The sequence below is a fragment of the Candidatus Sulfurimonas marisnigri genome (assembly GCF_015265475.1).
In the GTDB taxonomy this organism is placed as follows: Bacteria; Campylobacterota; Campylobacteria; order Campylobacterales; family Sulfurimonadaceae; genus Sulfurimonas; species Sulfurimonas marisnigri.
In genome coordinates this window covers 221,677-236,608 of sequence record NZ_CP054493.1, presented here as the reverse complement: position 1 = coordinate 236,608, position 14,932 = coordinate 221,677, and the positions used below count along the sequence as shown (strand labels likewise).

18 protein-coding genes are annotated in these 14,932 nt (G+C 33.7%); 4 read left to right on the top strand and 14 right to left on the bottom strand.

The genetic code is table 11. From position 1 onward, the window contains the following. Positions 1–10: 10 nt before the first annotated feature. Positions 11–700 (top strand): lysophospholipid acyltransferase family protein, encoded by a 690-nt coding sequence (locus HUE87_RS01250; RefSeq protein WP_194366947.1) that lies wholly within the window; start codon positions 11–13, stop codon positions 698–700. A 3-nt stretch (positions 701–703) separates the two neighbouring features. Here the strand turns inward: HUE87_RS01250 and HUE87_RS01245 are convergent, their stop codons facing one another. From HUE87_RS01245 to HUE87_RS01235, 3 genes are read right to left on the bottom strand one after another with little or no spacing between them, the layout of a single operon-like run. Further along, entirely contained in the window at positions 704–2,749 is a 2,046-nt protein-coding gene (locus HUE87_RS01245; protein WP_194366946.1) for an EAL domain-containing protein, read from the bottom strand. 18 nt (positions 2,750–2,767) lie between these two features. Beyond that, positions 2,768–3,586: a FecR family protein gene (locus HUE87_RS01240; protein WP_194366945.1), complete on the bottom strand. Its 819-nt coding sequence runs from the start codon at positions 3,584–3,586 to the stop codon at positions 2,768–2,770. A gap of 17 nt (positions 3,587–3,603) precedes the next feature. Beyond that, positions 3,604–4,890, bottom strand: a complete 1,287-nt coding sequence (locus HUE87_RS01235) for a tetratricopeptide repeat protein (protein WP_194366944.1) — start codon at positions 4,888–4,890, stop codon at positions 3,604–3,606. Between the two features lie 120 nt (positions 4,891–5,010). Between HUE87_RS01235 and trpB the strand changes: the two genes are divergently transcribed. After that, entirely contained in the window at positions 5,011–6,228 is a 1,218-nt protein-coding gene (gene trpB / locus HUE87_RS01230) for a tryptophan synthase subunit beta (RefSeq protein ID WP_194366943.1), read from the top strand. Positions 6,229–6,275: 47 nt separating this feature from the next. On the opposite strand, the gene HUE87_RS01225 is transcribed toward trpB, so the two are convergent. Genes HUE87_RS01225 through HUE87_RS01215 form a run of 3 tightly spaced genes read right to left on the bottom strand, consistent with a single transcriptional unit; the run spans position 6,276 to position 8,761 of the window. Further along, positions 6,276–7,448, bottom strand: a complete 1,173-nt coding sequence (locus HUE87_RS01225) for a YbfB/YjiJ family MFS transporter (protein ID WP_194366942.1) — start codon at positions 7,446–7,448, stop codon at positions 6,276–6,278. Then, positions 7,441–8,157, bottom strand: a complete 717-nt coding sequence (locus tag HUE87_RS01220) for an endonuclease III domain-containing protein (RefSeq protein ID WP_229855178.1) — start codon at positions 8,155–8,157, stop codon at positions 7,441–7,443. The genes HUE87_RS01225 and HUE87_RS01220 overlap by 8 nt, the downstream gene beginning before the upstream one ends. Beyond that, positions 8,150–8,761, bottom strand: coding sequence for a methylated-DNA--[protein]-cysteine S-methyltransferase (locus HUE87_RS01215; RefSeq protein WP_194366940.1), 612 nt, complete (start codon positions 8,759–8,761; stop codon positions 8,150–8,152). The genes HUE87_RS01220 and HUE87_RS01215 overlap by 8 nt, the downstream gene beginning before the upstream one ends. Before the next feature lie 138 nt (positions 8,762–8,899). On the opposite strand from HUE87_RS01215, the gene HUE87_RS01210 reads away from it, so the two are divergent. Next, entirely contained in the window at positions 8,900–9,202 is a 303-nt protein-coding gene (locus tag HUE87_RS01210; protein WP_194366939.1) for a chorismate mutase, read from the top strand. Between the two features lie 61 nt (positions 9,203–9,263). Next, positions 9,264–10,466, top strand: coding sequence for an NnrS family protein (locus tag HUE87_RS01205; protein ID WP_194366938.1), 1,203 nt, complete (start codon positions 9,264–9,266; stop codon positions 10,464–10,466). Between the two features lie 15 nt (positions 10,467–10,481). Here HUE87_RS01205 and infA read toward each other — a convergent pair whose 3' ends face one another. The 8 genes from infA to rpsH are packed head-to-tail and all read right to left on the bottom strand — an operon-like array spanning position 10,482 to position 14,914. After that, positions 10,482–10,700, bottom strand: coding sequence for a translation initiation factor IF-1 (gene infA / locus HUE87_RS01200; protein WP_008338996.1), 219 nt, complete (start codon positions 10,698–10,700; stop codon positions 10,482–10,484). Between the two features lie 21 nt (positions 10,701–10,721). Then, positions 10,722–11,480, bottom strand: a complete 759-nt coding sequence (gene map / locus HUE87_RS01195) for a type I methionyl aminopeptidase (protein ID WP_194366937.1) — start codon at positions 11,478–11,480, stop codon at positions 10,722–10,724. A 3-nt stretch (positions 11,481–11,483) separates the two neighbouring features. Next, positions 11,484–12,746, bottom strand: a complete 1,263-nt coding sequence (gene secY, locus HUE87_RS01190; protein ID WP_194366936.1) for a preprotein translocase subunit SecY — start codon at positions 12,744–12,746, stop codon at positions 11,484–11,486. A gap of 2 nt (positions 12,747–12,748) precedes the next feature. After that, positions 12,749–13,147, bottom strand: coding sequence for a 50S ribosomal protein L15 (rplO, locus tag HUE87_RS01185; RefSeq protein WP_194366935.1), 399 nt, complete (start codon positions 13,145–13,147; stop codon positions 12,749–12,751). Positions 13,148–13,150: 3 nt separating this feature from the next. After that, complete coding sequence (gene rpsE, locus HUE87_RS01180; protein ID WP_194366934.1) at positions 13,151–13,591, bottom strand: 30S ribosomal protein S5; 441 nt, start codon at positions 13,589–13,591, stop codon at positions 13,151–13,153. Between the two features lie 8 nt (positions 13,592–13,599). Further along, on the bottom strand, positions 13,600–13,956 hold the full coding sequence (gene rplR, locus HUE87_RS01175; RefSeq protein WP_194366933.1) for a 50S ribosomal protein L18: 357 nt from the start codon (positions 13,954–13,956) through the stop codon (positions 13,600–13,602). A gap of 16 nt (positions 13,957–13,972) precedes the next feature. Next, a complete protein-coding gene (gene rplF / locus HUE87_RS01170) occupies positions 13,973–14,509 on the bottom strand; it encodes a 50S ribosomal protein L6 (RefSeq protein ID WP_194366932.1) in 537 nt (178 codons plus the stop codon). A gap of 9 nt (positions 14,510–14,518) precedes the next feature. Next, positions 14,519–14,914 (bottom strand): 30S ribosomal protein S8, encoded by a 396-nt coding sequence (rpsH, locus tag HUE87_RS01165; protein ID WP_194366931.1) that lies wholly within the window; start codon positions 14,912–14,914, stop codon positions 14,519–14,521. Between the last annotated feature and the right edge of the window lie 18 nt (positions 14,915–14,932).

Genomic DNA, 14,932 nt, shown 5'->3' with positions numbered 1-14,932 from the left:
GAACGACCTTTTGACACTCAACCAAATAAAAATGGCAATATATTCAATAATTGTTACAAACTACTATGGGTTTAAACTTACAAAAATAAACAATTCTATAGATAGAAAAAAAATTCGTATAGATTATGCAAATAAAATATTAGGCAAATTAAATATTAAAGTAAAAGTTATAAATGAAGATAAGATTCCAAAAGATGGGCAATATCTTCTAACTTCAAACCATAGGACTATTATAGATCCTCTTATTGTTGAACTAGCAACACAAAACAGCACTATTTTTGGTCACTGGATAGCTAAAAAAGAGTTATACAATTCAGTTTTTTTTGGTAAGTTTACTAGAAATGGTGGAACAATTTTGCTTGACCGCGAAGCCTTGCAGATGAGTGACTTTTTTAAAGATATAAAAGTTTGCGTGAAAGAGGGCAACTCTATATATATTTTTCCTGAGGGAACTAGAAATAAAACAGACTCGCCTATAGCAGAGTTTAAAGAGGGTGCTCAAATTATAGCAATCAAAAACAGACTTCCTATACTTCCTGTTTTTATACGCTCAAAAGCAAACGATATACTTATGGATGCTGTAAAAAATCCTAAAGAGCAACGCATTATTGAGATAGAGATAGGCGATTTGATAGACTACAAAGACAGAACCTTATCATTTGAAGAAGCTTATAAAAAGCAGTTTAATATAGTTCAATAACTATCAAGACAATGAAATCAGTTTTGTTCTAATCTCATCGGCCGCCACAGGGCGTCCATAGAGATAACCTTGTACATCATAACACCCTCTAGAAACTAAAAACTCTTTTTGCTCTACAGTTTCTACACCCTCTGCGATAATACCAAGTTTTAGGCTCTTTGATACAGCTATTATAGCATCAACAATCGCTGCATCGTCATTATTTGTTGTAATATCTATAATAAAGGAGCGATCAATTTTAATCTTATCAATAGGAAGATGTTTTAGGTATGCCAGAGATGAATACCCAGTTCCAAAATCATCAATTGCTATTTTTATTCCAAAATCACTAATCTGTGTAAGAACAGAGATGGCGGTATCCGCATTGCTCATTAACTGCCCTTCGGTTAGCTCTAAACATATCCAGTCTGGACTACATCCTGTTTTTAATAGCATGCTTTGAATGAAACTTACAAAGTCTTCATTTTCAATCTGCTCAATAGATATATTTATGGAGATACGGCCAAAGTCAAGATTTTGATCATGCCACTCTTTTGCCTGTATCATAGCCATATTCATCACTTGTCGATTAATACCTACTACCATACCGAATTCGTCCGCTAAATCAATAAAGTCCCCTGGAAACACTAGTCCTCTTTCCTTGTCCTGCCACCTAACAAGCGCTTCCATGCCAATAAGAACATCAGTTCGCATATCGTACTGTGGCTGATAATAGACTATAAACTCTTTCTCTTCCAATGCCCTACGAATTCTAACCTGCATATCAACACGATGCAACACCTCTGTAGTCATATCTTCTACATAAAAATTATAAGCATTTCTTCCATCACTTTTTGAACGATACATTGCAATATCTGCATGTCTTAATAGCTCATTTGGATCAGTTGAATCTTGCGGGTACATACTTATACCAATGCTACAGGTAATAAAGAGTTCTTCTTTTTCAACTTCTATTCTAGTTCCAAATATATCAAGTATTTTTTGAGCAAGAACTGAAGCAGAGTGAAATTTTTGTATATCATTCATGATAATTATAAATTCATCCCCACCGAGTCTAGCCAATGTATCATCTTTTCTCATTATATTTTGTAAGAGATTAGCGACTTTTATAAGTAGTTTATCACCATATTCATGACCATATGTATCATTTACCTCTTTAAACTGGTCAAGGTCAATAAAAAATATGGCAAATTTTTCACTATTACGACTAGCTTTATATATGCTTTGGTTTAGTCGATCATAAAAAAGTGTTCTGTTTGGAAGTTTTGTTAATGAATCGTAGTTTGCCTGATAAGACAATGTGTCTTTTTGTGCATTAATCTCATTGTTATAATTGTTTAACTCACTAATCATATGTTTGAAATTTTTTGCCAAATCACCTATTTCATCATTGTTAAAAGCTGGAATATCATGATTTAAATTTTTTGTTTTAATAATTTGCGTAGTAACCTCATCCAATCTGGCAATTGGTTGAAGAATAGACTGTTGTAAAATAACTCTAAACCTTGATGTACTCAATAGTGCAATAATAATAATAAAAATAATCACAGCATAGTGTTTAACAATTCTGACATAAAACTCATCCAATGAAGATACAATTACAAGATGTCCTAACTTAATGTTACCCGCTATAATGGGAACTACTGAATAGAAAAAACCATCTTTCCATAAATTTTGATTTTCTATAATTATAGGAATAATCTTATGCTGTTGTACAAAATTATTACCCTTATGAAAGGCACCTAACATTTTCCATGACTTATTCAAAGCAAATGCCTGATTAATTTTATCGTTATACTCTATAGATGCAAGTGTATTTGAGATGGCTATGACATCATCTTTAATTACCGATGGAGCAATATTATCCGCTAGAATCTTAGCAAATACTTTTGATTGCTCAACCGTCAAGTGTCTCTCACTTGTGTACTGAAATATAAAAAGTAAAGATAAAACAACAGTTGAAGCAATGAGAGCTGATGAGTAACCAAGAAACTGAAGCTTCTTAGCGATACTCAACTTATTATAAAAAAGCAACAACGATTTAAACATAATCTCTCTTATTTATAGCTATTTAGACTTCCCTTTCCCTGGATTGCTGGGATCAATGCCATCAGGGTCATTTCCGTGACCGTTATTTCCATCATCAATAGAAGTCGGGTCCTCTACAATCTCGCCTTGTTCATTTACAATAGTACCTTCATTTATATTATTATCTTCTATAATAACTGCATTATTCTGCTCAACACTATTTTCATACACACTCTCTTCATTTAAGCTGCTTTCCTCTTTAGAATTTTTCTTATCATTTTTGGCAATTTTAACTTTTTTAAAGCCTTTAACTACTTTATTTGCGCCCAATGATCCTACTTCTAAAATCATTGACTCCCCGGCATTAAGCTCTATAACTCTCTCTTTATTATCATTAAAAGAGAGCGTTATTTTCCCTTCATTAACGATATATTCTTCACTGTTTTCATCAACTTTTACGCTCCAAATTGTACCGTTTGGTGTAATCTTGGTTGTAGAAGTCTCAAATACAAAGAGCTCTGGCATCATTTTTCCAATAGCACCAGTAATTGTTTTAACAAACCCCTTTTCAATCTTAAAAGTCGCAGCGACTCTGTTGTAATCGTTTACATATAGATACTCTTCTATTATAAAACGGCTCTCTTTTCCCAGACTTATTACACTATTGTCATTAAAATGCATCTGTAAACGACCATCGCCAGTCTCAACAATATCCTGCTTAAAAAGTCCCATATCATTATTCACTTTAATAACCTTTACATCACGCTCAATTGATGCTTCACCATTTACAACAATTACCTTACCAATCTCAGCCAACAATAATGTACTCATTATCGCTATAAGTAATAAAAATTTCATCACATCCCCTTTAAATTTTAGTAGTATAAATACAATCCAGCAGTAATTACCTCTTTAGCGTAGTCTGATGGAATGTAGTTTGTTTCGTTATCATAATCAGCATATTGCATCATTACTCCAATATTATTTGTTATGTTATATGACACATACGCTGAATACTTTTGTAATGTATCTTCTCTTCTTTGTTCGGATAAAAACTTTGCAGCATCTTTATAAAGAGATGTCGCATATAGATACCCAATTCCAAACTCTATAGATTTCGTAACTCTTCTTGTGTAATTAACCTCCAATTCATTAATGTTTTTTTCTATAAAAATACGCGGAGAATCACTGCTATGTTTTTCAACCTTCGTATAATGATAAGCAGCCCTCAAGTAGTTTTTTCCAAACCATCTACTTAAACTGAGAGAAGCAAAATATATGTCTTTATCGCCATAATCCCAGTTAAAATATTTTTGGTATTGATATTCTGCTTCTATTTTTAATAGAACTTTGTTAGCAAACCTTTTCCTTACCTGAGGTTTAAAAGAGAAAACTTCTGCATAATCTTCATAACTAATAGCCATATATGTGTAACTTACTGGTAGCCAAATATCAAAATCACTAGATGCCCACCCTGGACCACTGTAAAACTCTCCTTGAGTAAAGTCTTCTGTATCAAATTTACTATAGTTCTTGTTATAAATATGTAATTGGTTTTTATAGTAAAAGGAGGAAAATGGGTTACTGTCATAAGTATGTGTTAGGCGAACATACTCCTTTATAAATGTGTCAGATTCTGGTTGCGTAGGATAATTTGTTATACTGAACCATTCGTTCATGTCAGAGATATCAGCATTATATTTGACATTATCATCAACACCTACGCTAAAACGTGCCAGGAGAGAAAAGGTGTTGGTCTTGTGTCCCGTTATAGTTGAACGCTCAACAACTTCATTACCAAATTTGTCTGCCTTGTCATACTCCTCATTAGCAATCTCTATATTGCCTATATAAGCATGTAAATCGCCTAAATGTTTATGAACCGAAGAATCCTCTTCATTTATTATATCTGCACGATCATATGCTGCCATTGCACCATCTATGTCACCTCTATAATAAGCACACTTTCCGTAATAAAGATTAGCCTTAAAATCATAAGGGTTGTTCTTATAAAACACATCAACTAATTCACAACTATTCTTGTACTCATTTTTATTTAATAGCTTTTCAATAGTATCAATAGTATCAACTGATACATCTTCTCCTTTTGAAAAAAGTAGTGATGAAAAAAATAATATGATTAACAGATACTTTAAATACAAAATAACCCTTTTTAATATTTTTACCTAGTATACAATATTTTTTTTTAAAACAATATAACTTATGCAAAGACTAAGCCAAAATAACTATAATTATTACAAATATTAAAAGGAACTACTTTCATGTCTAAATCTTACCTAGAATCTTATCCTGATGAAAACGGATACTTTGGAAAATTCGGAGGTTCATACATACCTCCTGTACTTGAACAACCGTTTGCAGATATAACAAAAGCTTACGAAGAGCTAAAGCATTCTCCTGAATTTATAAATGAATTAAAGTATGTTAGAAAACACTACCAGGGTCGCCCGACTCCTATCTCATTTGCTAAAAACCTTACAGAGCTTTGCGGCGGTGCTAAGATTTACTTAAAAAGAGAAGATTTAAATCATACTGGTGCACACAAACTAAACCACTGTATGGCAGAAGTTATCTTAGCCAAGCACCTAGGAAAGAAAAAAGTTATCGCAGAGACTGGTGCTGGTCAACATGGTGTTGCTCTTGCAACTGCAGCAGCATATTTTGGTTTAGAGTGTGAAATACATATGGGTGAAGTAGATATTGAAAAAGAACACCCAAATGTTGTTCGTATGAAAATACTTGGTGCAAATGTTATTCCTGCTACACATGGTTTAAGAACTTTAAAAGAAGCTGTTGACTCTGCCTTTGATAGCTATGTTCCTCAAGCTGACACGGCTATCTACTGCATTGGTTCTGTTGTTGGTCCACACCCTTTTCCAATGATGGTTAGAGATTTTCAATCTGTTATTGGTTTTGAATCAAAAGAGCAGTTTTTAGAACATGAAGGAAAACTACCAGACAATGTTGTGGCTTGTGTAGGTGGTGGTTCTAATGCCATGGGGATTTTTGCTGGTTTTATTGACGATAAAGAAGTAGATTTAATTGGTGTTGAGCCTATGGGTGTAGGTGAAGAGCTTGGTAAACATGCAGCAACTCTTACTTACGGTGAAGAGGGAGTTATGCACGGTTTTAACTCTATAATGCTTAAAGATGCTGATGGTGAACCAGCTCCTGTTTACTCTGTTGGTTCTGGAATTGACTACCCATCCGTTGGTCCTGAGCATGCACATTTAATGCAGACTGGAAGAACTACAGTTGCTCTTTGCAACGACGAAGAAGCAATTGATGCATTTTATAAACTATCTCAACTTGAAGGTATTATCCCTGCACTAGAGTCTGCTCACGCTGTTGGGTATGCCATGAAACTGGCAAAAACTCTTGGCAAAGATAAAACAATTTTAATCAATTTAAGCGGCAGAGGTGATAAAGATATAGACTTTGTTGTACAAAACTACCCTATTCCTAACGCAAAATTCTAATCAATTTATTTCTACATGTAGAACTAATCTACATGTAGAAATATTCGTTATCTCTTATTTTCTATTTTTTTTGCATAAACTAGAAGCAGTATCCCTACAAAAACTATAAATGCTGTCAAATAGAGTGTAGAGTTATAGTCTCCAAAATACTCAATCAAAGCTACACTATAAAGTGGAGCACCAACCTGACCTACTCCGTAAGCAGCTGTCATAGAACCCATCAAAACCACCGGATTATTCCCTGCGAGTCTGCCGCCTAGGTGCATAAAAAGTGCTACTAGTGCTATAAAAGTACTCCCGTAAAGAGCACCGCTTAGTAAGTTAAGATAGATATTTGTACTCAGTACAGGTATAAGTATCCCTACAATTTGCAGAGCCATTGCTAGAATAATTATATTTACACTTCCGTAGTTATGCGCCAATCTCATGAAAACTATAGAGGATGGTATACCTGCGATTCCAACCATTAGCCAACCAATACTTCCGTAGCCATCCAGACCTTTAAGAGAATTTATTATGTCCGGCAAAAATGTCCCTTGCACTACAAAACCGACACCCTCTGTAAAGTAGGCCAGTATAAGCAAAATAACATATGGAGTAAATACAGATTTTGAAAGTTTATGTTTTATTGCCTCTTGCTTTATCTCTTTGTCAAACGACAAAATATATACTGAATAAAAAGATATTATAAAAGCGAATATCGCTAAGGCAAGCCAAGCATCGGCCCAACTCCCATCTTTTAATATATATTGACTAATCAGTTCGCTTATAAGTATCGCAAAACCTATACCGCTAAAGTGAATCCCCATCGCTTTTGTTTTATCTTCAAAGTTTAGCTTGACCATAACCAATGCTCCGCCAACTATCAAGACCATTGCAGAGCCAAACCCTGCGATAACTCTTGATGCTATCCACAGAGTCTCATTTGTTGTTGTTGCAAGCACTAAAGTAGTAATAATACTAAGAACCATACCTATTCTAAAGTACTTTACTTTTGTGTTTATATCTTTTATAAAAATAGAAAATATCGCGCCAGATAAATAACCAGCAAAGTTAAACGATGCCATTATCCCGGCATTTGTAAGTGATAAAAAATCTTCGAGCATAAATGGAAGAAGCGAAGTAAAAGCAAAGCGTGCTACACCGACTCCTACAACTATCGCTATAATTCCAGCCACTAGTATTGCTACATTATTATTTTTGTCAAACAAACTATTCATAATATTTCTCTTTTAAAAAACATCCTTGAGCATAAGGCTGTTTAGAATAAAACTCTTTTGAGTGGTTAACTATAAGAGCATGAAACTCCTGATAAACTATCACTAACTTTTTCTCATCGTTTATGCACTCTTTTAAAGAGTCTTGCATCAGTTTTTTTATATCTTTGTATTTTAACTTCTCGTCAATAAGTCCAAGTTCTATAAGCATTCTTTTTGTGTAAGCATCGACTTTAAATTCTGCTGTGTTATATCCATATAGTAATATTGAGTCTGCTGTTTCTTCTCCAATACCAACTACATGTAGAAGTTCATCTCTAGTTGGAGTTACTCCATTTAAGCCTTCAAAAAAAGAGATATATTCCAATATATAACGAGCTTTTTGATTAAAATATCCTGATGGTTTAATAGCCTCTTTTAACTCATCAATATCCATATTTTTTATAGCTTCTGGAGTAAGTGCATTTTTGTCTTTTAAATTGTGCAGTGATTTTACAACAGATGTAAAAGTTGTGTTTTGAGTCAGTATTGAACCCAGACATACTTCAAAAACCTCATCACTATTTCTAGGAAAAGAGTAATCCTCTATATGATAACCATCAACATTTCCATTCTTGCTTTCATTTACTCCATTATAGTTTATAAAAGGCCACCAACCTTGTGGACCATAAGTACCATAAAGTGTTTTGTAAATCTCATATATTTTATTCACTCTTTGACGCCTCATATGCTAATAATATTTTTTTTCTATCTACTCCCCATCTATAACCACTTATAGCGCCAGATTTTGCTATGACTCTATGACAAGGTATAAAATAAGCTATATTATTTGAACCAATTGCATTCGCTACAGCTCTTACTGCTTTTGGTTTACATATACAATCAGCTATATCTTGGTATGTAGCCACACATCCATACTCAATATTTAAAAGAGCCTTCCATACATTTACCTGAAAATTTGTCCCTTTTACAAATATATCTACTTTTTTTTCATTAATTAAAATATTTTTTAAATACTCTTTTACTTTTTCATCATCTTTAGTTACCTTGGCATTTTTCCAAGTTCCCTTAAGCTCACTATGAAGCTTCTCTTCATCATCCCCAAAAGCTAAAAAGCACATACCTTTTGTACTAAATGCTAAAAGAGCATCTCCAAAGGGAGTATGTCCATAACCATAAAATATCTCTAAATCTTTGGCTAATTTTTTATATTCTTTTTGGTCTACTTCAATAAAATTTACATACAAGTCATATAAAAGAGTAGAGTTTGATTGAATAAGTTCTAAAGATCCATCCAAGCTAAAATCATTTTCCATATATAGCTCCTTTAAAACCTAAGTATAAAAAAGTATAGCTAAAATAATATTTACATGCATTCAAAATATTGCTTAATACAAAGTAACTTAGTTATTATCTATTTTTGGATAATATATCATAAATTATGGAGAAAATATATGTCAAATATAAAAAAATGTAACTCACTAGAAGAGGTTAGACAAGAGATAGATATGCTTGATGACAAAATTGTTGAACTTATATCTGATAGAAGTCATCTAATACGCCAAGCAGCGGCATTTAAAAATAGTGTTGATGAAGTAAAGGCTGAAGATAGAATAGAGTATATTCTGCAAAAAGTTCGTCACGCTGCGATAAAAGCGGATGTCTCTCCAAATATGGTCTCAGAGCTTTTTCAAATAATGATTGATGAAATGGTAGAGACTGAAATTTCTGAATTTAGAAATTCAGAAATATTTTAACTTTACTTATATTTTATATAGGCTGAATAACTATAAAAATATTTTTTAAATTGGAGTCTTTTTGACATTTAAGCAACAAGAAAAGAAAGAGAGTTATTTTCTTTCTCAGCCTCATCAACCATTTTTTGTTCTAGGAATTGTAAATTCAATTCTTGTTCTTTTATTTTTTGCACTTAGTTATAAAGGGATTATTCAGCTAACAACCTCCTCAATCAATTTTCATGTCTACTCACTTATATATATTGTCTTTACAAATTTATTTACAGGGTTTGTATTTACTACTTATACAAGATTCTGCTCTGTAGAAGCCATCGAGAAAAAATATTATAAAAATATTTTATTGATAAATCTAGCTGGTTCATCACTATATATTTTAGGCGCATTTTTTAAATTTGAAATCATGTTTGCTGCTATGTTAACCTTAGCCTTGGGTCATTTTTTAATAGTATTAAAACTTAGAAATATTTACAATACTTCTAAAGCAACAAACTTACAAGACGCTTTTTGGATACTCAGTGCTTTTAGCTTTGGTCTAGTTGGAAATATATTGATGATTATTTCACTACTTATTCCTGAGCTTTCAACCTTTGCTATACTATTTTCATTTTTTTTGTATCTAATTTTTTTGACATTTTCTATAGCGCAAAGAATGGTCCCATTTTTCTCACATTCCCAGCAAGAAAAAAATGAAAAATTTGTAAAAAGAGTGTTTGTTTTATTTGTACTCAAAACTATACTTGGTACATTTAATTCATATGAATATATAAAGTTAGCAGAAATTTTAATTGATTTAGTATTAGGATTCTACCTCTCATGGGAATTCATAAGATGGAAAATATATAAGTTTAATACTCCATCTATACTTTGGGTGCTTCATCTTGGTCTATTTTGGCTTCCAGCAGCTTTCTTTATTGATGCAGTATCACTTGTCGGTGAAATTTATTTGAACACATCGTTTTACTTCTTAGGTATACATCTAATAGCAATAGGTTTTTTAACAACAATACTAATTGGCTTTGGAACTCGTGTAACACTTGGCCATTCAGCTCAAAGTCCACATGCTGACACCTTTGTAACAGCTCTCTTTTGGTTCATACAAGCCGTTGTTCTTATGCGTGCAATATATAGTCTAAGTGTAGGTTTTGGATGGGGAATGAACTTCTTGTTTGATATATCATTTAGCGTATGGCTATTATTGTTTATATTGTGGGGCGGTAAATTCTTACCTACGTTAATCTATGGAGCAAAAAAAAATAGTCCCTGATAATCAGGGAGACTATTATTTGTATCTATAAGTGATACGACCTTTATCAAGTGAGTAAGGCGTTAGTTCAAGTTTCACTTTGTCACCTGGAAGTATTTTAATATAGTGCATACGCATTTTTCCTGCGATATGACATAAAATAATGTGTCCATTTTCTAATTCAACACGAAATGTTGCATTAGGCAAAGCTTCTATAATTTTGCCATCTACTTCGATAACATCTGATTTAGCCATTTATAAGTCCTTCAAACTTCTCTAAGCGAGAGATAAAATTTCAGCTTTACCGTTGATAATTGCAACAGTATGCTCATAGTGTGAGCCGCGTAAATCATCGGCACTAACAACATCCCACTTGTTACCTAGGATAACAGGTTTAGAATCTTTTTGACATATCATAGGCTCAAGACAAAAAACCATTCCGTTTTTAATCTTTGGACCAGCATTTGGATTTTTACCATCAAGGTAGTTTGGAATTTCAGGCTCTTCATGAGGCTTTTTACCAATACCATGACCACAAAAGTTGTAAAGTGGAACAAAACCTCTTGAACGAATAGAGTTCTCTAATACTAATGAAAGCTCTTTAAAACGCATACCTACTTTTATAGCAGATATTGCTTCATAAAGAGTATCTTTCGCACAAGCAATCAGCTCTTCATCTTTTGCACTAACTTTACCTACTCCAACCGTTATAGCTGCATCACCAAACCAGCCATCTAATTCAGTGCCAATATCATAACCAATCAAATCACCCTCTTGGAGTTTATAATCTGTTGGAATACCGTGAATAATAACTTGATTTAATGAGCAGCATACTGCATTAGGAAAGCCGTAGAGACCTTTAAAAGATGGTTTAGCGCCATGAGAGAGAATAAACTCCTCAGCCATAGCATCTAACTCTTTTAAAGATACACCTACTTTTGTGTTTTGTCTTAGTAATTCTAAAGCACCGCCAACAATTTTGTTAGCAGCACGAAGCTTCTCAATCTCTTGAGGTTTTCTAAGCGCGATGGCCATTATTTAAAGTCCAACTGCACTTAGTGTCTCATATTTACTCATGTAAACTTGTGCCTCAATTTTTCTCATTGTATCCAGTGCCACTTGAACAACGATTAAAACCGCTGTTCCACCAAAAAAGAATGGTACACCCATCCCTTTAATAATCATAAATGGCAGAGTTGCAACAAGTCCAAGATAAAGAGCACCAGTAAAAGTTAAATCACCAGCTGTCTTATTTAAAAACTCTTTAGTCGCTTCACCAGTACGAATACCAGGAATAAAGCCACCTTGTTTTTTTAGATTGTCTGCAATGTCTTTTGCATTAAAAGTAATTGATGCGTAAAAGAATGCAAAGAAAACAACAAATACAAATGTCAAAAAGTTAAAGAAATAACTATTTGGATTTAGATAATCAGCAATCATAATCATAGTAGGATTAGTACTACTTGATAAAACAGTCATTGGAAACATTAATATTGCAGAAGCGAAGATAACTGGAATAACACCAGCTAAGTTAACTTTGATAGGAATGTAATTCATAACTCTTTTATTCTGATTTTGCATCATAACTTTTTTAGCATAAGTAATAGGTACACGACGCTCACCAAGTTCAACATAGATAATTACAGCAACTGTTCCAAATATAAGAGCAAGAATTGCTATTACAGTTAAGAAGCTCATAGCCCCTGTATTTACCATTGTGATTGTTTGACCAATCGCACTTGGAATAGCTGAAACTATACCAGCAAAAATAATAAGTGAAATACCATTACCGATGCCACTTTGTGTAATCTGCTCACCTATCCACATTAGTAACATTGTTCCCGCTAGCATTGAAACAGCAGAAAGTATTATAAATGTATTATGATCAGCAAGAATAGCACTGTTTCCATTTGGTCCAGTTAAACTTTGAAGTCCCACACTAATACCGATTGCTTGGATTATTGTAATAACAATAGTTGCATAACGTATAATTTGCATATACTTAACCATACCATCACGCTCTTTTTTCATTTGACCCAAAGGTGCAAAAGTTGCAGCTAAAAGTTCCATAATAATTGAAGCAGTGATATAAGGCATAATTCCAAGTGCAATAATTGACATACGCTCAACAGCATTACCGCTAAACATATTAAATAATCCTAGTGCATCGGCTTGGTGAGAATCGAAGAATGAAGCTATGACAGCAGTATCAACGCCTGGCACTGGCACGTATGCCAGTAGACGATAGATAAATAAAAACCCGATAGTAATAAGTATCTTATTAACTAGATTTTTATTCACGACTATTTACCTGTAGTAGTAATGTTGTCGTCTTTAATTTTTGATGCTAAATCTTTAGCAGATGCACCAACTAACTTAACTTTAGTTACCGAAGCACTAAGTTTATGAACACTACGGATTGATTCTATAGTTATTTCAGCTAACTCAGCAACTGCAGTGATTTTCTCTACATTAACAATGTGTGGTTTTACTACGCGAGAAGTAAATCCAATTTTAGGAAGTCTTTTTGCAAGTTGCATTTGACCACCCTCGAAGTTTCTTTTTCTACTGTAACCAGAACGAGATTTTTGACCTTTACTACCTCTTCCGGCAGTTTTACCTGTTCCAGAAGCATGTCCACGACCTACACGTTTACGATTCTTTGTAGAACCTTCTGCCGGAGTTAAATTTTCAATTCCCATCATCTATCCTTTCAAGCGACCTAGTGCTTCGACTGTAGCGCGCACTAGTGTACCTGGATTGTTTGAGCCAATTGACTTTGTAAGTACATCTTTAATACCTGCAAGTTCAAGAACGTGACGAGTAGCTCCACCCGCAATTACACCCGTACCTGGTGATGCTGGCTTTAATAAAATGCGACTTGCATTGTATTTATGCTCAATATCATGTGCAATTGTAGTACCTTTGATACTAACTTTAGAGATGTTTTTAAATGCATTATCTACCGCTTTTTTAATAGCATCTGGAACTTCTTTCGCTTTTCCAGCACCATAACCGATAGTACCTTTTTTATCACCAACAACTACAAGTGCTGTAAAACGAAAACGACGTCCACCTTTTACAACTTTTGTAACACGACCTATATTTACAATTGATTCTTCAAAATCTTCTCTATTGATTTCCATCTTAACCCCTAGAACTTAATTTCGTTTGCACGAAGTGCGTCACCAAATGCAGCTATTACGCCGTGGTATTGGTAACCATTACGATCAAATACAACTTCAGAAATTTTAGCAGCTTTTAGTGTTGCAGCAAATGCTTCACCAAGTGCAGCAGCACCTTCTTTATTTGATTTATGACCAGTTATTTTCGAGTTAAGTGCAGCTAAAGTTGTTGCTGTTGCATCATCAATTGCTTGTACACTTAAGTAACGATTTGAACGAAATACAGAAACACGAGGAAGTGAAGCACATCCAGATATTTTTGCACGAATACGACGCTTACGCTTTAAACGGTTAGCTACTTTATTTTTTAATACTTTTGCATTCATTTTTTAATACCCTCCCTTACTTCTTAGCAGTTTTACCGGCTTTACGCACGATATGCTCTTCCATGTATTTAACACCTTTACCTTTGTAAGGCTCTGGTGGACGGAATGATCTAACTTCTGCAGCAACTTGACCAAGCACTTGCTTTTCATGTCCTTTAAGAGTTATAACATTCTTCTCAACGCTAGCTTGTATACCTTCTGGTAACTCATAATTGATATCATGAGAAAAACCAAGTTGAAGATTAAGTATTTTTCCATTAACAGAAGCACGGTAACCAACGCCATTAATCTCTAACTGCCTAGTGTAGCCAGTAGTTAAACCAGTAACAATATTTGCAGCTAAAGCACGATAAGTTCCCCAAAAAGCTCTATGAGCTTTTGCATCCGTTAATGTAGCAAAAGTTAAAGTATTTCCTTCTAACGTGAAAGAAACATTTCCTTTTGTATCTAAATCAACACTATTTTTGCCTTTAGCAAAAGTTATAACATTTCCATTTGTACTAACATTAATATCAGCAGCAAAATCTACAGGTAATTTACCAATTCTTGACATGTTATCTCCCTACCAAATCGTACACATAACTTCACCACCAATGCCAAGCTCATATGCTTTGTCATTTGGTAGAACGCCATGTGATGTACTTACAATAATAGTTCCGTAACCATTTTTGAAACGCTTAATATCTTCTTTGCCTTTGTAAACACGTCTACCAGGCTTAGAAACTCTTTTCATTTCATTAATAACAGTTTTTTCACTCTCATTATATTTTAATACAACTTTAATTGTTTTCTTAACGCCATCTTCGATAACGTTACAGCTTTCAATATAACCTTTGTCTACTAAGATATTTGCCATAGCTTCAACACTCTTAGAGTGAACTAAAGTAGTAACAGGTAATCTTCTCATACCAGCATTACGAATACGAGTTAACGCGTCCGATACTAAATCATTTATCATTTATTTTCCTTAGTTGTG